General features: G+C 44.3%; 21 protein-coding genes and 1 tRNA gene. 16 read left to right on the top strand and 6 right to left on the bottom strand.

The window, feature by feature from the left end:
- Window positions 1-36: 36 nt before the first annotated feature.
- The 8 genes from H8S84_RS11030 (at window position 37) to H8S84_RS10995 (ending at window position 10,146) form a co-directional block, all read left to right on the top strand.
- Entirely contained in the window at window positions 37-375 is a 339-nt protein-coding gene (locus tag H8S84_RS11030) for a cytochrome C oxidase subunit IV family protein (RefSeq protein WP_187067403.1), read from the top strand.
- Between the two features lie 11 nt (window positions 376-386).
- Window positions 387-1,058 (top strand): SCO family protein, encoded by a 672-nt coding sequence (locus H8S84_RS11025; RefSeq protein WP_187067402.1) that lies wholly within the window; start codon window positions 387-389, stop codon window positions 1,056-1,058.
- Complete coding sequence (locus H8S84_RS11020) at window positions 1,036-1,593, top strand: DUF420 domain-containing protein (protein WP_187067401.1); 558 nt, start codon at window positions 1,036-1,038, stop codon at window positions 1,591-1,593. The genes H8S84_RS11025 and H8S84_RS11020 overlap by 23 nt, the downstream gene beginning before the upstream one ends.
- A 58-nt stretch (window positions 1,594-1,651) precedes the next feature.
- The gene (locus tag H8S84_RS11015; protein ID WP_230407147.1) at window positions 1,652-1,921 is read left to right on the top strand and encodes a hypothetical protein; all 270 of its coding nucleotides are present in this window, start codon (window positions 1,652-1,654) and stop codon (window positions 1,919-1,921) included.
- A 94-nt stretch (window positions 1,922-2,015) separates the two neighbouring features.
- Complete coding sequence (locus H8S84_RS11010; protein ID WP_187067400.1) at window positions 2,016-2,294, top strand: DUF983 domain-containing protein; 279 nt, start codon at window positions 2,016-2,018, stop codon at window positions 2,292-2,294.
- A gap of 64 nt (window positions 2,295-2,358) precedes the next feature.
- Window positions 2,359-6,054, top strand: coding sequence for an ATP-binding protein (locus H8S84_RS11005; protein WP_317175439.1), 3,696 nt, complete (start codon window positions 2,359-2,361; stop codon window positions 6,052-6,054).
- The gene (locus tag H8S84_RS11000; RefSeq protein WP_187067399.1) at window positions 6,051-9,542 is read left to right on the top strand and encodes a hypothetical protein; all 3,492 of its coding nucleotides are present in this window, start codon (window positions 6,051-6,053) and stop codon (window positions 9,540-9,542) included. Before H8S84_RS11005 ends, H8S84_RS11000 begins: the two co-directional genes overlap by 4 nt.
- A gap of 169 nt (window positions 9,543-9,711) precedes the next feature.
- On the top strand, window positions 9,712-10,146 hold the full coding sequence (locus H8S84_RS10995; protein WP_187067398.1) for a GxxExxY protein: 435 nt from the start codon (window positions 9,712-9,714) through the stop codon (window positions 10,144-10,146).
- A 78-nt stretch (window positions 10,147-10,224) separates the two neighbouring features.
- On the opposite strand, the gene H8S84_RS10990 is transcribed toward H8S84_RS10995, so the two are convergent.
- Both H8S84_RS10990 and rfaD read right to left on the bottom strand, forming a co-directional pair.
- Window positions 10,225-10,683 (bottom strand): YciI family protein, encoded by a 459-nt coding sequence (locus H8S84_RS10990; protein ID WP_187067397.1) that lies wholly within the window; start codon window positions 10,681-10,683, stop codon window positions 10,225-10,227.
- Window positions 10,684-10,775: 92 nt separating this feature from the next.
- Window positions 10,776-11,741 (bottom strand): ADP-glyceromanno-heptose 6-epimerase, encoded by a 966-nt coding sequence (gene rfaD, locus H8S84_RS10985; RefSeq protein WP_187067396.1) that lies wholly within the window; start codon window positions 11,739-11,741, stop codon window positions 10,776-10,778.
- Window positions 11,742-11,803: 62 nt separating this feature from the next.
- On the opposite strand from rfaD, the gene H8S84_RS10980 reads away from it, so the two are divergent.
- From H8S84_RS10980 to lpxB, 4 genes are all read left to right on the top strand, one after another.
- Window positions 11,804-12,748 (top strand): ABC transporter substrate-binding protein, encoded by a 945-nt coding sequence (locus H8S84_RS10980; RefSeq protein WP_222621646.1) that lies wholly within the window; start codon window positions 11,804-11,806, stop codon window positions 12,746-12,748.
- A complete protein-coding gene (locus H8S84_RS10975) occupies window positions 12,745-13,755 on the top strand; it encodes a FecCD family ABC transporter permease (protein ID WP_230407146.1) in 1,011 nt (336 codons plus the stop codon). The genes H8S84_RS10980 and H8S84_RS10975 overlap by 4 nt, the downstream gene beginning before the upstream one ends.
- Entirely contained in the window at window positions 13,756-14,181 is a 426-nt protein-coding gene (locus H8S84_RS10970) for a 6-pyruvoyl trahydropterin synthase family protein (protein WP_187067395.1), read from the top strand.
- A 61-nt stretch (window positions 14,182-14,242) separates the two neighbouring features.
- A complete protein-coding gene (gene lpxB, locus H8S84_RS10965; RefSeq protein WP_187067394.1) occupies window positions 14,243-15,370 on the top strand; it encodes a lipid-A-disaccharide synthase in 1,128 nt (375 codons plus the stop codon).
- Between the two features lie 141 nt (window positions 15,371-15,511).
- Here the strand turns inward: lpxB and clpX are convergent, their stop codons facing one another.
- The 4 genes from clpX to H8S84_RS10945 form a co-directional block, all read right to left on the bottom strand.
- Window positions 15,512-16,735 (bottom strand): ATP-dependent Clp protease ATP-binding subunit ClpX, encoded by a 1,224-nt coding sequence (clpX, locus tag H8S84_RS10960; RefSeq protein ID WP_187067393.1) that lies wholly within the window; start codon window positions 16,733-16,735, stop codon window positions 15,512-15,514.
- A gap of 349 nt (window positions 16,736-17,084) precedes the next feature.
- Entirely contained in the window at window positions 17,085-17,783 is a 699-nt protein-coding gene (locus H8S84_RS10955; RefSeq protein ID WP_262890235.1) for a ClpP family protease, read from the bottom strand.
- Between the two features lie 87 nt (window positions 17,784-17,870).
- Window positions 17,871-19,196, bottom strand: a complete 1,326-nt coding sequence (tig, locus tag H8S84_RS10950; protein ID WP_187067392.1) for a trigger factor — start codon at window positions 19,194-19,196, stop codon at window positions 17,871-17,873.
- Between the two features lie 75 nt (window positions 19,197-19,271).
- Window positions 19,272-19,353 (bottom strand) — tRNA-Leu (locus tag H8S84_RS10945).
- Between the two features lie 263 nt (window positions 19,354-19,616).
- On the opposite strand from H8S84_RS10945, the gene H8S84_RS10940 reads away from it, so the two are divergent.
- Genes H8S84_RS10940 through H8S84_RS10925 form a run of 4 tightly spaced genes read left to right on the top strand, consistent with a single transcriptional unit; the run spans window position 19,617 to window position 23,967 of the window.
- A complete protein-coding gene (locus H8S84_RS10940; protein ID WP_187067391.1) occupies window positions 19,617-21,818 on the top strand; it encodes a RelA/SpoT family protein in 2,202 nt (733 codons plus the stop codon).
- A 32-nt stretch (window positions 21,819-21,850) separates the two neighbouring features.
- Window positions 21,851-22,351 carry a Fur family transcriptional regulator gene (locus H8S84_RS10935; RefSeq protein ID WP_187067390.1) on the top strand — a complete coding sequence of 167 codons (501 nt, stop codon included), beginning with the start codon at window positions 21,851-21,853 and terminating at the stop codon, window positions 22,349-22,351.
- Window positions 22,323-22,673: an STAS domain-containing protein gene (locus tag H8S84_RS10930; RefSeq protein WP_187067389.1), complete on the top strand. Its 351-nt coding sequence runs from the start codon at window positions 22,323-22,325 to the stop codon at window positions 22,671-22,673. Before H8S84_RS10935 ends, H8S84_RS10930 begins: the two co-directional genes overlap by 29 nt.
- A gap of 7 nt (window positions 22,674-22,680) precedes the next feature.
- Window positions 22,681-23,967 (top strand): adenylosuccinate synthase, encoded by a 1,287-nt coding sequence (locus H8S84_RS10925; protein WP_187067388.1) that lies wholly within the window; start codon window positions 22,681-22,683, stop codon window positions 23,965-23,967.
- Window positions 23,968-24,781: the final 814 nt, after the last annotated feature.

Below are 24,781 nucleotides of genomic sequence, written 5' to 3'. Positions count from 1 at the left end.
GAACCGGTAGCAATACCGGCTAAAACAGAAGAAAATATGGCAACGCATCACGATCACGATCTTCCTGTAGGTGAAATTCCAAAGCCACAGACAAAGGCTATCTGGAAGACTTTTATCATACTAGTAGTAGTTACAGCAATAGAGTTTGCTTTCGCTTTCGCAATGGATGCGGGCACAGCTCGTAACGCAATCTTTATCATTCTTACCATAGTAAAAGCTTTCTATATTGTGGCAGAGTTTATGCACTTGAAGCATGAAACTAAAGCCCTTATATGGTGCATTATACTTCCGATGGCACTAGTTGCCTGGTTAATGGTGGCTTTGATTTCAGAGGGTAGCTATTACTTCGAATCAATTACCAATTATTTTAATTAGCAGTATTTACAATGAGTAATATAAAGGCACTGGTATTAGGTCTCCTACTACTAGTGCCTATTTTCGTTTTTATATTTATCACTACCTTCGGAGAGCACCACTTCTCATTGAGAACATACTTTCCGGTAGTTGATGATGCTGGTGAGGTAGTATATGATGCTAAAGGCGATACTATTTTCCGTAGAATACCTGACTTCACACTTACCACTCAGGAAGGAGAGACCTTTGAAAAGTCGGAGGAACTAAAGGATGATATCTATGTGGTAGACTTCTTCTTTGCCACCTGCCCTGGTATTTGTAAGAAAATGTCGTCGCAGCTAACGCGCGTACAGGAAGCTTACAGAGACAATCCCAATATTAAACTTGTTTCGATCACTGTAAATCCGGAGCATGATTCTGCGGCAGTTCTGAAAAACTACGCTGATCAATATAATGCTAATCCGGAGAAATGGTACTTTTTAACAGGCCCACGCGAGAAGATCTATAGCTTAGCTTCTGAGGCATTCTTTCTGCCAGTGCAGCAGGTGCCTGGGCAGCAGGAGTTTATTCACAGCGAGAAGTTTATGCTGGTAGACAAGGAGCAGCGTGTGCGAGGAATTTATGATGGAACAGATTATGAAGATGTAGATCGTCTTGTAATCGAAATAAATGTGTTACTGGATGAATACAGTAAAAGAAAATAGCGAGCTTACCTCTGCGCGCGACAGAAAATTCCTGACGCTGATCGCAGTACTATCTGTAGCTATACCTATTGTGGTGGCTATACTTTTCTTCATGCCAAAATCAGGCGAAGCCAATGTAGATGTTTCTTTCCTGCCTGCTTTTCATGCTATACTTAATTCTTGTACAGCAATTGCTCTGGTAGTAGGTTATTATCATATCAAGCGAAATAACACAAAGGCGCACCGTGCTGCCATGTTGGTAGCTTTTGGCTTGTCTGCTGTTTTCCTGGTGTCGTATGTTACCTACCACTTTTTAGGTGAGCGTACGATATACGGTGAAGAGGGCGCATTAAAGTATATTTATTACTTCATTCTGCTTACACATATTGTACTGGCGATTGTAATTGTGCCGTTGGTGTTATTGTCGGTATACTTTGGTATAACAAATCAACTATCCAGACATCGCCGCATCTCAAGATGGACATTCCCGATCTGGCTTTATGTAGCTGTCACGGGTGTGTTAGTATATTTGTTGATTTCGCCCTACTATACTTGAAACCAGTAAGCGACCATAACTGTTAAACCAGTAAGCGACCATAACTGTTAAATTAGTGATGAAGCGTAAACTAAATAAAATATTTGCCATTATGGCTCTGGTGCTTTCATTTGCACTGTTCTCATCAGAAGCTTATAGCCAGTGTGCTATGTGCCGCGCAACTGTAGAGTCTAATGTTGGTACAGGTAGCAAAAAGGCCGAGTCAGAAGTTGGCTCCGGACTTAATACGGGTATACTTTACCTAATGGTTGTTCCTTATTTGCTTATCGGTACCGTTGGCTTTTTATGGTACAAGAGCAATAAGAAAAAGAAGAGTGGCGGAGCCTAAACAATTAGGCGCAATTCTTGCATGCAAATGCCCACGGTGCAGGCAGGGTGAGGTGTTTACCCATGCTGCCTTTAACCTACGCAAGTTCGACCACATGCATAAGACTTGCCCTGTTTGTAATTTATACTACGAAACAGAAGTAGGCCTTTTCTGGGGATCTATGTACATCAGCTATGGCTTGTCGGTGGGTATAGTTGTGGTAGTAGGTGTTTTACTTTACTTCCTGGCAAATGATCCTCCTACTTGGGTATACTTAAGCGCTGTAGCAACGATCGTATTGTTTACAACGCCGCTGCTTTTCAGGTATGCACGCATTCTGATGCTGTACTTTTTTGCCGGTGTAAAGTATAAACCCACTTATAGCAAACGCTAAATACAACGTGAATTTATAGGGGTTATCTTGCGTTTTACTTAAATTCGTAGATAAACACAATATTGTGAACCAGAAGGTAACGCCCTTAATCCTGCTAATTCTAACGCTGCTTTGCTTTGCTGCAATGGCGGCGCTTCATTTTAATACTCCATCTTTTGGTAGAGTTGTCAGTGCTACTGATCAATTGTCAGAAGTGGCTTTGCGTACGCAGAAATGTATAGATGAGGCGAAGCAAGAAGGTATCCAGATAGGTAATTACCTCGAGTCTGACAGCCTTTCCTTTTCACGGCTTTTAAATAAGTCACACTATCCAACCTTCGTTTACAAGAATAATAATTTGGTGTTTTGGTCAGACCATACTATGGTACCTGATCTGGATATTACCCAAACAATAAAACGTATTACAACAGTACGTAGTAAACACGGTGTATTTATAGTTGTGCCCTTTCAGGCAAATGAATATGATGTTAACGTATGTGTGCCTGTAACAACAAGCATTGACTTCAATGCAAATAACGGCGGCAAAAGAGCTCTTCTACATAAGATGGATGCTAAAGTAGAGCTAGACCGAAATCAGAAATTGCCAGCCGTTTACACTGCAGATAAAAAGTTTTTATTCGCATTAGATTTCGGAAAAGAGCAGAAGCAGACAGATCGTGATATTCTGGAGCTGTCTTTGCTGCTAGTAGGGGCAGTACTATTCATAATATTTGCTAGTACGCTTGCACGTAATATGATAAGGCGAGGGCAACATAACAAAGGAGTAATTACTTTTCTGGTGCTACTGCTGTTGTTCAGGTTAACCCTGCTGCTGCTAGATCTTCCTTTCTCTGTTACAGAAGTTGAGCTTTTTGATCCTAAACTGTACGCCGCCTCTTTCTGGTCTCCGTCGATAGGAGATTTGGCGTTGAATATGTTGCTGCTAATGGTAGTGGCAGGAGCAGGAGTATACTTATTTAGGCAGAACAATATTTTGTCTCAGCTCAAAACTGTGCCTGCGAATAAAGTGTACCAGTATCTTTTTGGCTGTATTATCATTTTCTACCTTTTACTAGCTGTACTTTACCAATTTTATCATGGCCTATACTATAACTCCCCATTGGTGCTGGATGTAACACAGTCGCTGGAGTTTTCAAAGTATAAATTGATTATCTATGGCGTGATGGTTATCCATACTATTGCGATTGCGTTATTTACATATATTCTTAGTACAATTGTGTCGGTGCTGCTGCAAAGAGTAAGCTATTTATGGCCTTATAAAGTACTGGTCTTACTTACAATCCTACTGCTGACACTTACAGCTGCATTCAAGCTCCATTTTTACGCGGCTATACTTGTAGGCACCTTTTTCTGGCTTATTGTTACCGTTGCTGCGCAGAACTCTAAAGCGATCAGTTTACCTTACAGAACTTACCTGTTCTTTTTTCTGATTCTGGTAGTGAGTGCTGTGATAGGAGCATTTGCATTGTTTGATCATTACCAAGATGAAGTAAAGATTTACAAACAGCAGTTTGCTTCTAATTTGCTGCAGGATAACGATGTACTTGGAGAATATCTACTTGAAGAAGTATCCGGTAAAATATCAAAAGATGTGCTTATTCAGTCTAAGCTGAAGGGCCCATATATTGATGCCGGCTTTATCAAAAGGAAAATATCAAAACAATATTTGCAGGAGTACTTTGATAAGTATGAGACGGATGTGCTTTTGTTTGATAGCGAAGGACAGACCTTAGAGACTGCCGATACAACTGCAGCTACGTTGCAGGAACTGCTTCAGAAGTATAATACACCAGAGACACAGACTGAGCGAGCCAATTTGTTTCTGGTGAAAGACCCAAGCAGGTATAATGCCCGCACATATTATAAAGTGATTACCGTACCCCTGAGCGAAAACCTGAAAGGTACTATTGTACTCCAGTTAAACCTGAAGCGCTTGTTACCACACAGTCTGGTACCAGAACTGTTAAGCGGCCAGAAGTATGACCAGCCTTTCAGGATAGATATGCTTAGCTATGCCATTTATGAAAACAATAAGCTAAGCTATAGCGAAGGAGAGTATGATTATGCCACCCACTTTGATGCGGTGCATATTAGCCATTCTGAGTTTTATCATGATGGACATAACCAGGGAGACTATCATCATTTTGGTGTTCCGGCTGGCAAGGATAAGGTGCTTGTAGTAACTAACGAGAAGTATAGTGCCAGTGAAATTCTGTCAAATTTTTCGTTCCTCTTCCTGATATTTGTCGCTGGGTGTGTATTTCTTGTCCTCTTAGGATTATTATTCAGACGCAGGTATGTGCGTGAGTTTAGACCCAATTTCAGTACTAAGATACAGGTATTTCTTAACTTCGGTATTCTGCTGCCTTTGTTGCTGGTAAGTATAGCTATTGCCAGTTTGGTTACGGCATCTTACAAAAAAGACTTGATGACAACCTATGAGCAACGTGGTAAAGCGATACAGGAGAACCTGAACGAACTGATAGGTACAGGCATCATGGACAGCAGGAGCGAACTGCAGCAGCGTATTTCAGAAATTGCCTCTATATCAGAAACCGACATTAATCTCTATGACCGCAATGGCCAACTGATAACGACAAGCCAACCGCTGATATTTGAAACAGGATTGTTGTCTAAATTAGTTAATCCGCATGCCTATGCAGCTATATCGGAGCGGCAGGCGCTGCGAGTACTAGTTAATGAGCAGACGGGTAGCCTTACATTTAATGCAGTTTACCTTCCGCTTCGGGTTAATAACGATCCTGCTATGCTATCTGGCTTTGTAGGAATTCCATTTTTTGATTCTGAAAAAGAACTCGACCTGAAGCTGATCGAGCTGATGACTACGACCATGAACATCTTTACCGTGATGTTTATCATGTTTATGGTGCTTACCTTCTTCGCATCCAGGGCGCTGACTGTTCCGCTGCGCATGCTGGCCGATAAGCTAAAACGTACTTCGCTTACAGGTAAAAACGAAATGCTTGCTTACAAGGGGGCAGATGAAATCGGGATGCTGGTGAACGAGTACAACCGCATGCTACTTACGCTGGAGCAAAACAAAGAGGAGCTGGCGATGCAGGAGAAGGAGGCAGCATGGCGTGAAATGGCAAGGCAGGTGGCGCATGAGATTAAAAACCCGCTTACGCCTATGAAGCTTTCGCTGCAGTACCTACAGAAAGCTATCTCGGAGAAGAAACCGAACACAGAGCAACTGATAGAGAAAATATCACATACGCTGATCACACAGATAAACATCCTGAGCGATATAGCCACTTCCTTCTCCAGTTTTACCACCATGCCGGAACCGAAGCAGGAACGCATTGATGTGGCTGCTGCACTGCGTAAGTCGGCAGACCTGCACAACGATCCTGCCTCAGCCATAGTGGAAACTAACATCAATGATGAGGCGGCGATTGTAGTAGCCGATGAAAACCTGATGGTACGTACGTTCAACAACCTACTGTTAAATGCTATTCAGGCTGTGCCAGCTACTCGTAAGCCTCACATCAAAATAGTTTTAGCAAAAGAGGCAGACCAAAAGGTATTAATCTCTATCAAAGACAATGGAAGTGGAATTCCGGAGGAGATTAAAGGGAAGGTGTTTATACCGAATTTTAGTACCAAGTATACAGGATCTGGTATTGGCCTGGCTGTGGCTAAAAAAGGAATAGAGAACGCTGGTGGCCAGATTTGGTTTGAGACGGAAGAGGGGAGTGGCACAACGTTTTACATTTCTTTACCACTGGCCGAAGTATGAGGGTAAGAGGACTGTACTTGCTGTTGCTGCTGTTCTGGCTTAGCTTTCCGCTGGTAGCCCAAACCTCCTTTAGCAACCAGCGCTGCAAGTGGCTGCCGGTAACGCAGGAGGCTTTTATACTTGATTCGCTTACTATTGATCCTGCCACCGTTTCGCTGGTGCACCCGCTGAAAGAGCAATTTGCATTCGACTACAATTACAATACCCAGGAGTTCCGATTTACAAGTTATCCAGCACCGGATTCTGTTCTAATTGATAGGTTCGGTACTATGGTTCCGGCGCCTGATTCTGTACTTGTGTGTTTTAGGGTAATGCCGCTAAACCTGACAAAGCCAGCCTTCAAACGCGACATTACCAAACTGGATTTGAACCCTTTCCAGAGAGATGTTTACCAGGAGGATATCAGCACAAAAGAGGAGATCTTCAGGACGCCGGGGCTGAACAAAACCGGTAGTATCTCGCGCGGCATCTCGTTTGGTAACACCCAGAACGTGTTTGTGAATTCTGCACTTAACCTGCAGTTAGACGGTAAACTTACTGATGATATAAGTATAACCGCTGCCATCACAGACCAAAATATTCCTTTTCAGCCGGAGGGCAACACACAGCAGTTACAGGAGTTTGACAAAGTATACATCACCCTTAACCATAAACAATGGCAGTTAACTGCTGGTGATGTGGTGCTGCAAAACAAGCCATCCTACTTTTTGCAGTACTATAAAAATGTTCAGGGTGGTGCGTTCGAAACTATTTTCGGAAAAACGCCGGAGCGGCAGGGGGTAACAGCAGTGGCAGCCTCGGTGTCGAAGGGTAAGTTTGCCTCGCAGCAGATAGATGCCATCGAAGGGGTATTGGGGCCTTACCGATTGCGGGGGCCAAACAATGAGCGTTTTATTATTGTGCTGGCAAACTCTGAGCGCGTGTTTTTGGATGGTCGGTTGCTGGTGCGTGGCTATGACTATGATTATGTAATAGATTATAACCAGGCTGAGATCACCTTTACCACCCGTCACGTTATTACCCGTAATACCCGCATTAGGGTAGATTTTGAATACTCGGATCAGAACTACAGCCGTGGAATTTATACGTTGAACCATTACCAGAACCTGGGCAAGCTGAAAGTATATGGTAACTACTACAACGAATCCGATAACCCAAATAACCTAATAAACCTAGACCTGCAGGATGAACAGAAGAGGCTGCTGGCAAGTATAGGCGATAACCTTGAGCAGGCTGTAACTCCCGGTGCAGACAGTGTGGCTTTTGATCCAAGTCAGGTACTCTATGCTAAACGCGATACGACCTTTAACAACGGCCAAAGTATGGCTACCATCTACGTGTACAGCACCAATCCCGAAGAGGCTTTCTACAATGTGCGCTTTACCGAAGTAGGGGCAAACCAAGGAGATTATGTAGTAGCTACAGATGCTGTGAATGGAAGAGTATATCGTTGGGTTGCGCCTGTAAATGGGATGTCGCGGGGTAACTATGCACCGGTGCGGGTACTGCCCACGCCTCGTAAAAAGCAGCTCATGACCTTTGGCGGAAACTACGAAATCCAGAAAGGTATAAATGTGTTTGCCGAGGGGGCCGTGTCAGAGAATGACCTCAACCGCTTTTCCGATATTGACTCCAGAGATGACAAGGGCAAAGCTGTGCGTGCAGGCTATACGGTTCAGGAAAAGGAGTTTGAATGGTTAGGCAAGTATAAACTGAACAGTACCTTGAACTATGAGTATACGGATCAGCACTTTAACCCCATTGACCGTTACCGCCCTATAGAATTTGACCGTGACTGGAGCCTGCCTCTGAACCCTGCTAAAACTGAAGATCACATTCTGAATTTCTCGGTTGGTGTAACGCAGGATCTGGTAAATTTCTTTAACTACCGCATCAGCCGCCGCCACCGCGACGACCAGCTGGACGGGGTGCAGCATTACCTCGATGCCTGGAAAAAGCTGGGGCGCCTGGAGCTTCGAAACAACTTCTTTATCCTAAACAGCGAGCAACAGGAGCGGGAGTCAGAGTGGTACCGTGGAGATGTGGGCCTAAAGTATAACTTTGGCAAAGTTGCTCCGGGTTATATTTACCGTTTTGATAAGAATAAATTAACGGCGCTTGGCACAGACTCTGTAACAGGATCTGCCATGTATTTTGATGAGCATGTGGTGTACTTAGAGACAGCTGATACAGCACGCACACGTTTCAGGCTAGACTATAGCCATCGCAAGGATCTGCGACCAACCGGAACAGGGGAGCTCGGCTTACCAGAAATTGGGCAAACGTACAACGCCATACTTCAGACTATTCTTGGCCCTGAAAGTGATTTGGCTGTGCAGGCTACATACCGTAAGTTGGACTTAGAGGCTAACAAAGATGAAGAGACGGTGCAGTCGCGTGTAGATTGGAATGCTGGATTTCTGGATGGTACTTTCAGGTCGGAGTTGAGCTATTCAGTGGGTACAGGCCGGGAACTGAAGCGGATATTTATATTCAGGGAAACATTGCCAGGGCAGGGCACGCACTACCTGCGCGAGGGCGGCAACCCTAATGACCTCAACGATTACCTGGAGGCGCAAACCATAGATCAGCAGCGTTACATTAAAATATTCCTGCCGACAGATGAGTATGTAAATGCCTACATTAATCGCTTTACGTATCGCTTAAATACTAGTACTCCACGTAGCTGGCGCAGCCAAAAAGGAATAAAAGGATTTGCATCAAAGTTTTCGATGCTCAGCTTTGTAAGTATAGACAAGAAAACAACCGATAGCGACCTGAGTACCCGCTTTAACCCTTTTAGTCAGGATTTTGAAGATGAATTTCTGATCTCGATGGCGAAGTCGTTACGAAATACTTTGTACTATAATAGGAGCAATCCGCAGTATGGGGTAGAGTATACGGTACAGCAAAATCAGCAGAAGTCTTTGCTAGCCAATGGTACCGAAACGCGCAATGTTGGTAGCCACCAACTGGTAGGTAGGTTAAACCTGAATGAGGTGCTGAGTACGCAGCTAAGGGCAGTGCAGGCTGTACGCGAAAGTCAATCCAACTTTTTGGAGTCGAAGAATTTCCGAATTCTATCACAGGAGTTAACACCAGAGCTCTCGTACCAGCCGAACACACGCCTAAGGTTTACTGGCAACTACCAGTTTGCTTTACGAGAGAATGAGTTTGCTCCTACGGATGATGAACAGGAGGCAACTTTTAATGAGTTGGGACTGGAGGCAAAGCTAAGCCAGGTTGGCAAACGCACAGTTACAGGCAACTTCCGCTTCGTGAATATAAAGTATGATAGTGAAGTGAACTCTTACATAGGTTATGAAATCCTGAATGCGCTTCGCCCCGGTAATAACCTTACCTGGTCATTTAATGTGCAGCAGCGCCTGAGTAACGGCCTGAATATTTCCCTTAACTACGACGGACGTAAAGCCAATGGAATAGGGGCGGTACATACCGGCAGAACGCAGGTGTCGGTACTCTTCTAGACCGGTGATTAAGAGGGTTTTAAAGATTTAGATAGATTTCTTCTGTATTGATTGATTGATTGATTGATTGATTGATTGATTGATTGATTGATTGATTGCGATGGAGTTGAATTATAGTTGATACTTTGGGGTTGAGTTGTTTTATACAACATTTGACTTGTGGTAAAACATGTATAAAATTTCTCAGGCAGCAGATTTACAGGTGATAGATCAAAAGGTCAGAAGCCATAAGTATGCTGATATTACCTCTAAGGTTATTGGATCCTCAATGGAGGCTCACCGCATCTTGAAGAATGGCTTTCAGGAGGTGATCTACCAGCGTGCCTTGGAGAAAGAAATGCTACTACAGGGACTGCATGTGCAACGGGAGTATGAAATGCCCATCTTTTACAAGGGAGAAAAGGTTGGAGGCAGAAGAGTTGATTTTCTAGTAGAAGGAGTTATACCAGTAGAAATTAAAGCTATTGCTAAATTGGAGGATGTACACCTGGCACAAGCAGTAAATTACCTTGAAGCTTACAACCTTGAAATTGGCCTACTCTTAAACTTTGGCTCGAAAAGTCTCGAGTTTAGAAGACTCATCAACCCAAAGTATAAATCTTAAAAATCTTATCTTCTGAATCAACATTTTTTAAGCATAAAGGGAATCAATTATAATCATTGAAATCCCCTTAATCACCGGTCATGGTTTGATTTTAGCTATTTTCTCGCTTGCTGGCAAATACATTGGCAACGCAGCAGAGCCATACCACGGGTAAAGCTCCACATCAAAAATCTTAGCCTTAACCGCCGGATCTGTTTCTACTAACTTTTGAGCTTCTTCTACAGTCTTTACATCTAGTATAAAAATGCCACGGTAGTTTTTGTCGTTCTTGCCAAGTGGGCCAGCCACTACAAGTTTTCCCTCTTTTGCCAGCCTGCCGATATTCTCCATATGTCCACGGAAATACGCGTTTAGCTTTTCCTTGTCGGTAGTGGTATTGCTGCCAGTCTTAAGTATAGCAAGCACGTACGATTTCATGCCGTAATCATCTGCACCCAGCGAGTCGGCCAATGCTTTATCATAAGTTGGATTCTGGACTTGAGCATTGGCAGCAAAACCAATAAAGAGGGCGAGGAATACAGCAGAAAGGAATTTCATACTCTTGGAGTTGATTATTGGATTTATGATATGTAGGTAAAAAGAATGCTGAACTACAAACTCATTCATAATTCAGCATTCATAAATCAAGATTAATAGTACTTCCCCGGAATCAGGTAATTCTGCACATAATCCTTAACACCCTCTTCCAAAGTATAAAAGGGTCTGTCGTAACCAATAGAACGTAAGTTGCTCATGTTAGCCTCCGTAAAGTATTGATAATTGTCGCGCAGGTTCTCCGGAGTGTCCATGAAATCAATTTCTGGTGTTACACCCATGGCTTCAAAGGTATTAAGTGCCAGCGCCATAAACGTACGCGCCTTGCCGGAGCCCAAGTTATAGATACCGGAGTTTTTGCGGTGGCGCATCAGGAACATACATACTTCCACCACATCCTTCACATACACAAAATCACGCATCTGCTCACCGTCGGCAAAATCAGGGTGGTGCGAACGGAACAACTTCATGCTACCTTTTTCCTTAATCTGGTTATAGGCATGGAAAATAACCGAAGCCATTTTGCCTTTGTGGTACTCGTTAGGGCCATACACATTAAAGAACTTGAGGCCAGCCCAGAAGAATGGCTTCGCTGTTTGCTGCAGTGCCCAGATATCGAAGTCGTTTTTAGACTCGCCGTAAGGATTCAGCGGTTTCAGTAGCGGAATAGTAGCTTCGTCATCATCATAGCCTAAAGTGCCGGAACCATACGTTGCCGCCGAAGAGGCATATACCAACGGAATCTGGTACTCGCAGCAGGCATTCCATACTTTCTTGGAGTAGTTCAGGTTCAGCAGGTCGAACACATCTTTGTTAAACTCGGTGGTGTCGGTGCGGGCACCCAGATGGAAAATAAACTCTACCTCTTCGTAATTCTCATCCAGCCACTCAAAAAAGCCGTCGCGGTCTACGTATTCTTTTATGTTTTTGCCTTTTAAGTTGCTTTCTTTTTTAACGACTGAAAAGTTGTCTACTACCACTATGTCGTTAAAGTTGGCTTGGTTTAGCCTGCTTACAAGGCAGCTGGCAATAAAGCCCGCCGCGCCGGTTACTACTATCATAGGTTTATAATTAAGCCTGTATCGAAATTTGCGCTAAATTTACGAAAATAAACCACGCAACCTTGGCAACACACCTCTATACTTTGGCGCAATACACAAAGCTTTCCCTTCTAAAGTATACCATACTTTGTTTTGCTGCCCTTGCACTTTCTGTACTAAACGGTTGTGGTGGCGACAGCCCCAAAGGTACAGCAACAGAAAAGATCATACTTGAAGATGATCTGGGTAGAAAGCTGGAGCTAAATGGGCAGCCGAAACGAGTGTTCTCCCTGGCCTCCTCCATGACGGAGATGCTGTATGCTATACTTGATACCAGCACCATTATTGCCAGAACACCAAACGACGACTATCCGGCAGCTGTTTATACCAAACCCGTAGTAAACAACTACCCGGTAGACTATGAACAGATATTGCTACTAAAGCCGGACCTGATCTTTACTGTGGAAGGCATTACCCCGCTAGATGTGGCAGAAAGGCTGAAAGAACTGGGTGTGCCGGTATACTACCAGAAGTACAGAACCGTAGAGGATGTTTTTACTGGTATGGAGGACATCGGCAAAATAATGGGTCGGGAACAGCAGGCTACACAACTGGCAGACTCGTTGCGGAAAGAGGTGGCAAGCATAGCCCGGAAGTATAAAAATGTAGCACAGCCGCAGCAGGTGCTGGCCATAACTTGGAAAGACCCGATATACGTGTACGGACAGAATACCATCTTCTCAGATAAACTCAAAATCTTAGGTGCGGAGAATGCTGTAAAAGAAGTATTTGAGCAGCCTTACCCGGCGCTTACCCGTGAATATATCCTTAAACTTAACCCTGATGTGTTGCTGGGCGGCTCTAAAGAGAAGCTGGAAAAAGAGTTTTTTAACCTGTACCCGGAGCTTCGTAAAGTAAAGGCTTACCAGAATAACCGCATCTACGACCCAACCGATAACCTGCAATCCAGGCCGGGGCCGCGGGTGGTAGAGTCGCTAAGGGAGCTGGAGGGCTTTTTGTATCCATGATGGGGCGCGGCTTGTACTTTGTAGTAGCGCTGCTGCTAATTGTAGTCGTGTTGGGCCTGGGACTGCAGGTGGGGTCTTTCGAGGCCAATGCCACCACTATCTGGGATGCCTTCTTTAACTATAACCCTGACAACACCACACATTTTGCCATACTACATCTGCGTTTGCCGCGCCTGATATTGGCTCTTGTTGTAGGAGCTTCATTGGCCTTTTGCGGTTACTTGATGCAGGCCATGGTAAACAACGGCCTTGCAGACCCATACTTGCTAGGCACGGCTTCAGGCGCATCGTTGGGTGCGGTTATCGTTTTCTTTGGCTTTGTGCCGATAAGTATGGCTGGTTTATACTTGCCCTCGGTGTTTGCTTTTGCCGGAGCCTTTTTGGTTACGCTGGTGGTGGTTATACTTGGCTACCGTAAGCGGCAGCTCATTCCAAGCCAAATGCTTTTAGCCGGTATTGCCCTAAGTTCTCTCTGTACAGCTATGGTAGGCATGCTCACTTTTCTATCAGACTCCGAAGGTAAACTAAAATCAGTGATCTTCTGGTCGATGGGGAGTTTTGAGCGGGCAACATGGCAGTTGGTGGCGTACCCGGCTGTTACCATAGTGCTGGCCTTGCTGTTTTTCCTTTTTTATCAGAAACAACTAAACGTACTTTTGCTCGGCTCGGAACGGGCACAGGCACTAGGGGTAAAAGTAGCTCGTACGCGTTGGGTGATCATGGGTGTGGTGTCGGTGGTTACAGGTTTTGCGGTGGCTACCTCAGGTCCTGTTGGGTTTGTAGGGTTGATCATCCCGCATGTTACCCGTGCCGTGATGGGAGCAACAGGTCGTGGTAACTTACTTTTCTGTGCTTTTGTGGGTGGTTTCTTTATGCTGCTTTGCGATTTGCTGTCGCGTGTAATTTATCCGCCTGCAGGTCTGCCAATTGGAATCATAACTTCATTCTTTGGTGTTCCTTTCTTTGTATATTTGCTGTTCAAAAAGAATTACAATTTTAGAGGTTAAATGATTTACGTAAGCAGGTTAGAGCACTTTAATGCAGCCCACAAGCTGTATAACCCGAATTGGTCGCTGGCGAAGAATAAAGAAGTGTTCGGCCCTTGTGCCAACGTTAACTGGCATGGCCATAACTTTGAACTTATCACTACTGTTAAAGGCAAGCCAGACCCGGATACGGGTTTTGTAATTGACCTGAAACAGCTGAGTACCCTTATCCGTGAGCATATCATCAAAAAGGTAGACCACAAAAACCTGAACATGGATGTGCCTTTTATGGAGGGCAAAATGGCCAGCACCGAAAACCTGACCATCGAGTTCTGGAAAATCCTGGAGCCACGTATCTCTGAAATTACCGGAGGCAGAGCAAAATTACACAGCCTGAAACTATACGAAACGCCAAGAAACTACGTAGAGTATTTCGGTGAGGAATAGTCCCTCAGTTTACAATCCCAATTTTTATTATTACCCATACAGGTAGCTCAGAACGGACTGCATGAAATATTACATTATAGCTGGGGAGCGATCCGGTGACTTACATGCCTCAAACTTAATAAAGCAGCTGCGCCTGCAGGATCCCAACGCGGAGATACGCGGTTGGGGCGGCGACATGATGCAGGCAGCTGGAATGGATCTGGTACGCCACTACCAGGAGATGGCTTTTATGGGTTTTGCCGAAGTTTTCAAGAGCCTGCGCAAAATTCTGGGTTTCCTGAAAGAGTGTAAAGCTGATATTAGAGCTTGGCAACCCGATGTAGTGATACTGGTAGACTATGCTGGGTTTAATATGCGCATCGCCAAATTTGCCAAGAAGCAGAACCTAAAGGTATTCTACTACATTTCTCCAAAGATCTGGGCCTGGAACCAGGGACGCGTGCATAAGATTAAAAAGGTGGTGGATCGCATGTTCGTGATTATGCCTTTTGAGGAGGAGTTCTACGGCCGCTTCGATTACAAGGTAGATTATGTAGGCAACCCAGTGAGTGATTCAGTTACAGACCACGTAACTGTCTCTGATTTCAGGGCAAAGAACAGGATATACCACAACAAACCGATCATTGCCATACTTCCGGGTAGCCGCAAACAGGAGATAGAGAACATGCTGGACGTGATGCTAAGTGTGCTACCTTCCTTCCGTGATTACCAGTTTATTGTAGCAGGCGTCTCAAACTTCTCTAAAGAATATTACGAGCAGTACAATAAAGACCCAAACATCAAGATCGTTTACGACCAGACCTACGACCTGCTGGCGCACTCAAAAGCAGCCTTGGTAACATCTGGTACAGCTACTTTAGAGACTGCCCTATTTAACGTGCCGCAGGTGGTATGCTATAAAACCAGCGCTATTTCATACTTTATTGGTAAAATGGTGATTAAGGTGCCTTACATTTCACTCGTAAACCTGATTGCGGATAAATCAGTGGTTACTGAGCTAATTCAGGATGACTTTACACCGAAGAAGATTGTGGCAGAGCTGAAGCAGATTCTTTTTGATAAGTACTTCCTGAAAAAGCAACTGGATGGATATGACGTTGTGCGTAAGAAGATAGGTAACTTCCGTACTGCCGAGCGTGCCGCTGAGTTAATGGTAGGGTATCTGAAGGAGGAAATGGTTAGAGTATAGACTTTATACTTTATACTTTGCACCAGTACAACTGACTTCACTGACGCCATAATTGGTTAAAGATTCTTTAAAAGTATAAAAAGCAGAAGCCCCGGCTAAATTATTAGCCGGGGCTTCTGCTTTTTATACTTTATGTCAAAACTAAGCTACCTTAAGCTGCTTTAGCGTTGATTTTTCAAATTTCTCACGGGCATATTCTCCGGTAATTACCAATTCCTTAGTGCCTTCTTCAGACGGCAGCTCAAACATGGCGTCTGTCATGATACCTTCGCAGATAGAGCGCAGGCCACGGGCACCAAGTTTATACTCCGATGCTTTCTCTACGATATAATCCAACGCGCTTTCGTCGAAGCTAAGGTTGATGTTTTCCATCTCGAACAGGCGCTTGTACTGCTTCACGATAGAGTTCTTAGGCTCCAGTAATATGAGTCGAAGTGTTTCCTTATCTAATGGGTTTAAGTGTGTAGTTACTGGTAGTCGGCCGATAAGTTCTGGTATCAGACCAAAGTTTTTCAGATCCTGTGCTGTGATATACTTCAGGAAGTTTTCGTTCTCTTCTGTATCATCCAATTTAGACTTAGAGAATCCGATAGGACGGGTATTCAAGCGGTTCTTGATCAATCTGTCAATACCCACAAAGGCGCCACCACAAATAAACAGGATGTTCTCTGTGTTTACCGTGATCATTTTCTGCTCCGGGTGCTTGCGGCCACCTTGCGGCGGAACGTTTACTACAGTACCCTCTAACAGTTTAAGCAATGCCTGCTGCACACCCTCGCCACTCACGTCGCGGGTAATAGATGGGTTATCGCTCTTACGGGCAATCTTGTCAATCTCGTCGATGTAAACAATGCCACGCTCTGCTGCCTCTACGTTATAGTCAGCTGCCTGTAGCAATCTCGTAAGTATACTTTCTACGTCTTCGCCTACATAACCAGCTTCTGTCAATACAGTGGCATCGGCAATACAAAAAGGCACCTGGAGTATACCAGCCATCATACGCGCCAGGTAAGTTTTACCAGTACCGGTTTCACCCACCATAATGATGTTAGACTTTTCAATCACCACATCGTCGTTCTCCGTTGGCTGCATCAGGCGCTTGTAGTGGTTGTAAACTGCCACCGACATTACCTTTTTCGCTTCGTCTTGCCCAACCACAAACTGGTCAAGGTAAGTCTTCATCTCTTTCGGCTTCATCAGGTTGAACTTCGGAGTACGGCTGTTTGCACGTATCTTATTCTCCTCATTTAAAATCTGTTGAGCCTGTCCAATACAACGGTCACAGATGTGCGCGTTTATACCGGAAATCATCACCGATACATCCTTCTTATTTTTCCCGCAAAAAGAGCAAGTTATTTCAGCCATACGAAACGATTGATCCAAAAAAGTCCAGCCCCGGGTCTCGGAGCTAAACAAAGGTACAAAATTGGAAATTTATACTTGCATAAATATCATAATGCAAATATTACTATTGTCACAAAAAAATGGTTTAAATACTAAAATTTATATTCTTAAAATTGACTATAAGTTATTGTATATCAGATATATGTGTGAAATCGATATCCACACATGCCTGTTGATAATTTTTTAAAAATTTTAGCATTAGACACGGCTTCTGCACCTAAATTATACTTAAAAGTGGGCTATATAGTTAAACAAAAACCCGCCACAGGTTTTCTGAGGCGGGTTTTGATAATGTTGTAAGACTTTAGATTTACGCTTTTTTGCGAGTTAATACCTCGTCAATCAAGCCGTATTCCTTGGCTTCTTCTGCACGCATCCAGTAGTCACGGTCAGAGTTATCATAAACTTCTTGGTAGGTTTTACCTGAGTGCTGTGCCAGAATCTCATATAGCTCCTTCTTCAGTTTCAGGATCTCACGGGCTGTGATCTCGATATCGGATGCCTGGCCTTGTGCACCACCCATTGGCTGGTGAATCATTACGCGGGCATGTGGTAGGGCAGAGCGTTTGTTTGGCGCACCGCCAGCTAGTAGCACAGCACCCATAGAGGCAGCTAGACCAGTACAGATAGTAGCCACATCTGGGCTCACATACTGCATAGTGTCATAGATACCAAGGCCTGCATACACCGAGCCACCTGGGCTGTTAATGTACAGCAGGATATCTTTCTTCGCATCTGCCGACTCCAGGAACAGCAGCTGAGCCGTGATAATATTGGCAATGAAGTCGTCTACTTGTGTGCCCAGGAAAATAATGCGGTCCATGATCAGGCGTGAGAATACGTCAATCTCACGGAAGTTAGTTGGCCTTTCCTCAATTACAGAACGGGTCATACTTTCGATGGTATGCATAGCCCTGCCTTCTACGTGATTGATATATTGATCTACGCCCAGGCCGCTCATGCCCTGGCCTTTAACAGCAAATTTGCGGAACTCGTCTTTGTTAAACATCATATTGTTTAGGTTTACGGTTTACTCAAAAATAAAAAAAGGTCCTTAAAAAAGGACCTTTTTTTAAATATAGTTTATAAGTCGTTCTTATTCAAACGACATGTTTCTGAAGTCCTCAGCAGTAACTGTCTTTTCAACAACAGTTAATTGTTCTTTAAGTTTAGCTAGCACCTTCTCGGCTAGTAATTGCTCGTACTCGTTAATGTAGTTACGGCCATTGTCCTGCTGCAGATACTGGTTTGCATAGTTGTTCATGCTCTCCATTAGTTCTTCAGGAACCTCTGGCATGTTAAACTGTGCAAGCATTTTCTCCTTTGTACTGTTTACAACTTCTTCGTTGCTTACTTTCAGCTCGTTCTCCTCTACAACCTTGTTCTTGATCATAGACCACTTCAGCTCACGAACATACTTATCGAAGTTCTCATCGATCTGCTCGGCAGTCAATTTGCCTTCGTTCGTAACCTGGATCCAACGCTTAAAGAACTCAGTTGGAAGCTCTACATTAACGTTATCAACTAGTGTATCGATGATGTTGCGATACAACAGGTTGTCAGCCTCACGCTCATAGTTCTCCTTGATGGTCTCGCGGATCTTAGCGTCAAACTCTTCTTCTGTTTTTACTTCGTCTTTACCGAAAAGCTTATCGAAAAGTTCTTGGTTAAGCTCAGCAGACTCAGTACGGTTAATCTTGTCTACAGTAAACTCAAACTCACCATTCAGGTCAGCTACTACCTCTTTGCTTAAGCCAGTAACGTGTGCCAGTGCAGCGTTGTCATCACCGAAAGCCTTACGGATATCGAACTTGATAACATCACCTGCCTTAACGCCTACAAACTGCTCTTTGCCTTCAACTACACGGGTAGTAGGGATAAGTGTTTTAGACTGGAACTCGCCGTCTACCTGCTTCAGCTCACCAGAAATAAAGTCACCTTCTTCAGATGTCTCAGGATTTACTGTTTTGCCAAACTGGCGCTTCAGGTTTTCGTAAGCCTCGTCAATTGTTTTCTGGTCAACCTCGATAGCGTAACCCTCTACGCTTTTATCCAACGGAAGGTTAAAATCAGGAAGTAAACCAACTGCATACGTAAACTCGAAATCTTTCTGGTTGTCCCAGTCAATCTCAGCCTGGTTAGGCTCAGGAAGCGGCTCACCTAAAAGTTTTACATCGTTTTCTTTGATGTACTTAGAGATTTCCTGCTGCAAAAGCTGGTTGATCTGCTCTACCAGGATGCTCTTGCCATACATTTTCTTTACAAGACCGGCAGGCACTTTACCAGGTCTAAAACCCTTTATCTGTGCTTTTTTGCTGTACTCTTTAACCTGCTGATCTACCTTTGGAGCGTAATCGGCCTCTTCCAGTACCACCTTCAGTTGCGCGTTGGTGCTGTCGGTTTGGTTTAATGTAATATTCAAGGCTTTATAATTTTTGTTTTTGAAATATCTACTAAAAACAAACCCCCAACATGGCTGTTGAGGGTTTATGTTTTGTGCGGATGGAGGGACTCGAACCCCCATGCCTCGCAGCGCTAGATCCTAAGTCTAGTGCGTCTACCAATTTCGCCACATCCGCTTGAAGTGTGCTTGTTTGTTATTGTGATGCAAAGGTAAACAAGGAATTTTAAACTGCAATACCCGCTCCAAAATTTTTTCAAATATTTTTTAATGGAGATATGTAGTCGCTATCGTACTACCTTTAACACAGGAGGTTATTGATTGCAGCACAGAATCAATTATATTTGAAATATATTTGAAACTTATAAAGCCACTACCCACTTATACTTATAGTAAGCTATTGGCTGCATTAAAAGCTAAGTGCTTATTCTAGAATTGCATATGGTTACAACAATTGATCCGGAAGCAGAACGCAAAGAGATCTTAAGGTATTACAGAAAGCTGTTGAGGTATGCGAAGCCCTTTTTAAAGGACAACGATGCCAAGATAATTAAGAAAGCTTTTAATACTTCTGTGGAGGCGCACAAAGACATGCGTCGCAAGTCCGGAGAACCTTATATATACCACCCGCTTGCCGTAGCTCAGATTGCCGTTGAGGAAATTGGCTTGGGTACTACTTCTATCGTTGCCGCGCTTCTACACGATGTGGTGGAAGACACCGACATGGAGATTGCGGATGTGGAGCGTGAGTTCGGTCCAAGTGTGGCGCGTATTATCGAAGGCCTTACCAAAATCTCAGGCGTATTCGATTATGGCTCGTCGCAACAGGCAGAGAACTTCCGTAAAATGCTGCTTACCCTCAGCGACGATGTTCGGGTTATACTTATTAAACTGGCTGACCGCTTGCATAACATGCGTACGCTGGACAGTATGCCACGCCACAAGCAGCTGAAGATTGCCTCTGAAACTATGTACCTGTACGCGCCGCTGGCACACCGCCTGGGCTTGTACGCTATAAAGTCAGAGTTGGAAGACTTATACCTGAAGTATACCGATACTGATACGTATAAGGACATCTCCAACAAAATTCGCCAGACACGCAGTGCTCGTAATAAGTTTATCAAAGACTTTATATCACCGATAGAGGAGGAGCTGCGCAAGTATGGCTTTAAGTTCAATATCAAAGGCAGACCAAAGTCTATTTACTCTATCCTTAAAAAGATAAAGAAACAGAACATCACCTTTGATGAGATTTACGATCTGTTTGCTATACGGATTACACTTGACGTGCCGCTGGAGAATGAGAAAGCAGCATGCTGGCAGGTATACTCTATTATAACAGACTTCTATCAGCCAAACCCTGACCGCTTGCGCGACTGGGTGAACACGCCTAAAGCCAATGGCTACGAATCGCTCCATACTACTGTTATGAGTAAATCCGGGCAGTGGGTAGAGGTGCAGATACGTACCAAGCGAATGGACGAGATTGCGGAGCGCGGTTACGCGGCCCACTGGAAGTATAAAACCGACAGTTCGCAGGGTGGTGAGTCCGGACTTGAAGTATGGATTAACAAGGTGCGCGACATGCTGGAGAACAACACGGCCAACGCCCTGGAATTTATGGACGAGTTCCGTAAAAACCTTTTTGTGGAGGAGGTGTTTGTGTTTACGCCTAAAGGTGAGCTGATCATACTTCCGGATAAAGCCACTGCCCTTGATTTTGCTTTTGAGATCCATAGCCAGATTGGTTTGCAGTGCTTGGGGGCTAAAGTGAATCAGAAACTGGTGCCGCTAAGCTATAAATTAAAGAACGGAGACCAGGTAGAGATTCTGACATCGCAAAAGCAGAAGCCAAACGAAGAGTGGCTGCAGTATGTAGTTACATCCAAGGCCCGCTCCAGAATAAAGGAGTCGCTGCGCGAAGAACGGAAAAACCGTGCTGAGCAAGGCAAAGCCATGTTGGACCGCCGCCTTGAGCAGCTGCATGTGCAGGATACGCAAGCTAATATGAATAAGCTCATGGCTTTCTTTAATGTGCCATCACTGCAGGACCTGCACTATAGAATAGCCACTGGCCATATTGATATCAAAAATATTAAAGAGGTTATCTTTACAGCCACGGCCGAGAAAGGCTCTTCTATGCTTGATCTGAAGTCCTTTGATAAGGAAGTACAGAAGATCAGGGGCGTGAACTCTGATATGTTGGTGATCGGGGAGACCACTTCTAATATAGAGTATAAAGTAGCAACATGCTGTAACCCTATTCCGGGCGATGATGTGTTTGGCTTCCAGACCGAGGATGATGGTATAGAGATACACCGCACCAACTGCCAGCGTGGCATTGAGCTGATGTCGAACTACGGTAACCGCATCATCAAAGCAAAATGGACAGATCAGAAGGAGCTGGCATTTTTGGCAGGTATCCGCATTAAAGGTACAGACCGGGTTGGCTTGGTAAACGACCTGACAAAGATTATCTCAACAAGTTTAAGAGTGAACATGCGCTCCATTACCATAGATTCTCATGATGGCATTTTCGAAGGGAATATTATGGTGTTTGTAAATGACACCAGCCACCTAGAGAAACTTATTCAGCGCATGGGTAAAGTGAACGGTGTGCTTACAGTAGAACGTTTTGACTAAAAGCTGTACACCTTATAATAGTAAGAACAGAAATGGCATTAGATCATATCAAATTTGAAGAGGTAAAGAAAATCTTTACCGCATACTTAGAGAGCAAAGGCCTGCGTAAAACACCAGAGCGTTATGCTATACTCGAGGAGATCTACTCCCGTGACGGCCACTTTGACGTGGAGTCTCTCTATATAAGTATGAAAAACAAAAACTACCAGGTTAGCCGCGCTACAGTTTATAATACATTAGACCTCTTGGTAGAGAACGACCTGGTAAGCAAGCACCAGTTTGGCCGTAACCTGGCGCAGTACGAAAAGTCATATGGTTACCGTCAGCACGACCACGTTATCTGCACCGAGTGCCACAAGGTGGTAGAGTTTTGTGATCCGCGCGTGCACCAGATCCAGACGATGGTGGGTGAACTGTTAAATTTTCATATCTTGCATCATTCCCTAAATCTATACGGTATTTGCGGCGATTGCCGCGCCAAAAAAGCTACAGAAGAGAAGCAACATGAAGTATCAGGCAGAGCTGAAGGATGACATTTTATTTATAAGGCTGGAAGGTGACCTGGTAGCAGGTACCGACACTCAGCAAATGATAGAGAATGTTGATAAGGAGCAGGATGGAAAAGTGCTGCTTTGTGCCGTAGATTTGTCTAATGTTCGCTTCATGGATAGTAGCGGTATGGGAGTGCTAGTATCTCTTTTAACCAAATTTAGAAACCGCGGCGGCGAACTTGTGCTCATCAAGCCGTCTAATCATATCCGTAAGCTGCTTATCGTTACAAAGCTAAACGCGATTTTTACTATCGCAGAAAACGATAACTTTGCGGCTCAATTCTTAAAGGAATCAATATACTAAAACCATAATGGCAGTTGATATATTAATAGGTCTGCAGTGGGGCGACGAAGGAAAAGGAAAAATCGTCGACGTACTGGCACCGACCTATGACATTGTTGCCCGTTTCCAGGGCGGACCAAACGCAGGTCATACATTAGAGTTTGAAGGTACCAAGCACGTACTACACCAAATTCCCTCAGGCATCTTTCATCCACATATCAAAAACATCATCGGCAATGGCGTAGTGTTAGACCCTATCGTGTTTCGCACCGAAATGCAGAAGCTAACAGATAGAGGCGTTGACGCAGCCAAGAACTTATTCATCTCTAAAAAAGCATCACTCATCCTGCCATCTCACAGAATACTCGACAGAGTTTCAGAAGAAGCACTGGGAAGCGGTAAGATCGGTTCTACATTAAAAGGCATTGGCCCAACTTATCAGGATAAAATAGGTCGTGTAGGTTTACGTGTTGGAGATATTCTGGCAGATGATTTCCAGGAGAGATATAACAAATTAGTAGAGCGCCATAGAAAGACAGTTGAGTTTTATGGTCAGCAGCTGGAACTGGGTGAGCAGGAGCAGGCATTCTTTGATGCTGTAAATTACCTGAAGTCATTAAACCTGGTTGACAGCGAATACATGATCAACGAGGCTTTGAAGAACGGAAAGCGTATACTTGCCGAGGGGGCGCAAGGATCATTGTTAGATATAGACTTTGGTACTTATCCTTTTGTTACTTCATCTACAACACTTGTGGCCGGTGCTTGCACGGGTTTAGGTGTAGCTCCAAGACATATAGGCGAAGTATACGGTATTTTTAAAGCATACTGTACGCGTGTGGGCAGCGGACCATTCCCAACAGAACTTCTTGATGAAGTAGGGGAGGAGATAAGACAAGCCGGTAGAGAGTTCGGATCAACAACAGGTCGTCCGCGCCGTTGCGGTTGGGTTGACCTGCCAAGCCTGAAATACTCTATCATGCTGAATGGCGTAACGCAGCTCAACATGATGAAAGCTGATGTATTGACAGAGTTCGATACTATACATATATGTACACATTACAAGCTGCCTTCTGGAGAGATAACAGATAAGGTTCCTCATTCACTGGAGGAAGGAAGTGTAAAGCCAATTTATACAGAGCTGCCAGGCTGGAAAGTTGATCTGAACCAAATAGATTCTGTAGAAGAGCTTCCGGAAGCCTTTAAAAACTACCTCGTATTTGTAGAAGAGCATCTGCAGGTACCTATTACTATAGTGTCGGTAGGACCAGACAGAAAAAGCACTTTAAAGAGAGATGCAATGAATGTAGCCTAATAGCTATACATATAAATCAGAAAGCCCGGCCCACAGTGCCGGGCTTTTTGCTTTAGGAAGGAGTTAGAAGCATTGTTTAAAAAAAGTGTTCAGGCGGTGAACTTTTCACCACTTGGAAATGGTTATGACTCTGCGCCCGTTCCCAATGGGGGGGCGGCCTCGGACGGAGGCAGGAGGCGTTTAAAATTTTGCGGCTCATTTTCTGTCACTTAGGCATCAGGTGAGGAAAACTTTCAAGCAGGGTGTTGCAACTCAAAAAACTGTTGTTACCTTTGCATCCCGGTTCGGCAGGGACGGGGCTTGAGACTGAAAGGGTAAGTGCTTGAAAAGGCGGCCTGGCTGCTTTGAGAGCGGTTTTCCACCGGGAAGCGGCCGAAAAAAAACTTGAAATAAAGTTTGCGGTTTCCGAAACTCTTCCTACCTTTGCATCCCGGTTCTGAACGAGAGGCGGACGGCAGAGAAAGGCCGAAAAAAAAGTTGAAAAAAGATTGCTGCGGATAGGGAAATGTTTCCTACCTTTGCAGCCCGCTTCGGAAGGAAGTTCCGGAGGGGGGAGAGAAAAAAAAGATTGAAAAAAGTTTTGGTGGTTTGATGAAAACTTCCGAACTTTGCACCCCGCAAACGAGTGGGCTTAGAAAAATAAGAAACGGCAGCAGTGGTTGCCACAGGGTAAAGACAACAGGTTTTTACACAAGTTCTTTGAGAGATTGCAAGAGACAGATAGCATAATTAAGTAAGGAAATTGATTCGCCCTTCCTTTCGGGGAGGGCAGCAAGAGGCCGGGATCTGACAGACACATTGATGGTGTAATAGC

The organism is Pontibacter cellulosilyticus, from assembly GCF_014306105.1.
Classification (GTDB): Bacteria; Bacteroidota; Bacteroidia; order Cytophagales; family Hymenobacteraceae; genus Pontibacter; species Pontibacter cellulosilyticus.
The sequence above is the reverse complement of the archived record's forward strand: the minus strand, read 5'-3'. Positions and strand labels throughout refer to the sequence as shown.

What these genes read in the sequence shown, in the direction of transcription:
- clpX (WP_187067393.1), bottom strand. Translation starts at nt 16,735, where the DNA reads ATGGCTGAAATAACTTGCTCTTTTTGCGGGAAAAATAAGAAGGATGTA.
- H8S84_RS11010 (WP_187067400.1), top strand. Translation starts at nt 2,016, where the DNA reads ATGCATAAGACTTGCCCTGTTTGTAATTTATACTACGAAACAGAAGTA.
- rfaD (WP_187067396.1), bottom strand. Translation starts at nt 11,741, where the DNA reads ATGATAGTAGTAACCGGCGCGGCGGGCTTTATTGCCAGCTGCCTTGTA.
- H8S84_RS10940 (WP_187067391.1), top strand. Translation starts at nt 19,617, where the DNA reads ATGGTTACAACAATTGATCCGGAAGCAGAACGCAAAGAGATCTTAAGG.
- H8S84_RS10955 (WP_262890235.1), bottom strand. Translation starts at nt 17,783, where the DNA reads ATGTTTAACAAAGACGAGTTCCGCAAATTTGCTGTTAAAGGCCAGGGC.
- H8S84_RS10975 (WP_230407146.1), top strand. Translation starts at nt 12,745, where the DNA reads ATGATGGGGCGCGGCTTGTACTTTGTAGTAGCGCTGCTGCTAATTGTA.
- H8S84_RS11000 (WP_187067399.1), top strand. Translation starts at nt 6,051, where the DNA reads ATGAGGGTAAGAGGACTGTACTTGCTGTTGCTGCTGTTCTGGCTTAGC.
- lpxB (WP_187067394.1), top strand. Translation starts at nt 14,243, where the DNA reads ATGAAATATTACATTATAGCTGGGGAGCGATCCGGTGACTTACATGCC.
- H8S84_RS10935 (WP_187067390.1), top strand. Translation starts at nt 21,851, where the DNA reads ATGGCATTAGATCATATCAAATTTGAAGAGGTAAAGAAAATCTTTACC.
- H8S84_RS11025 (WP_187067402.1), top strand. Translation starts at nt 387, where the DNA reads ATGAGTAATATAAAGGCACTGGTATTAGGTCTCCTACTACTAGTGCCT.
- H8S84_RS10995 (WP_187067398.1), top strand. Translation starts at nt 9,712, where the DNA reads ATGTATAAAATTTCTCAGGCAGCAGATTTACAGGTGATAGATCAAAAG.
- H8S84_RS10925 (WP_187067388.1), top strand. Translation starts at nt 22,681, where the DNA reads ATGGCAGTTGATATATTAATAGGTCTGCAGTGGGGCGACGAAGGAAAA.
- H8S84_RS10990 (WP_187067397.1), bottom strand. Translation starts at nt 10,683, where the DNA reads ATGAAATTCCTTTCTGCTGTATTCCTCGCCCTCTTTATTGGTTTTGCT.
- H8S84_RS10930 (WP_187067389.1), top strand. Translation starts at nt 22,323, where the DNA reads ATGAAGTATCAGGCAGAGCTGAAGGATGACATTTTATTTATAAGGCTG.
- H8S84_RS11015 (WP_230407147.1), top strand. Translation starts at nt 1,652, where the DNA reads ATGAAGCGTAAACTAAATAAAATATTTGCCATTATGGCTCTGGTGCTT.
- H8S84_RS11020 (WP_187067401.1), top strand. Translation starts at nt 1,036, where the DNA reads ATGAATACAGTAAAAGAAAATAGCGAGCTTACCTCTGCGCGCGACAGA.
- H8S84_RS10970 (WP_187067395.1), top strand. Translation starts at nt 13,756, where the DNA reads ATGATTTACGTAAGCAGGTTAGAGCACTTTAATGCAGCCCACAAGCTG.
- H8S84_RS11030 (WP_187067403.1), top strand. Translation starts at nt 37, where the DNA reads ATGGCAACGCATCACGATCACGATCTTCCTGTAGGTGAAATTCCAAAG.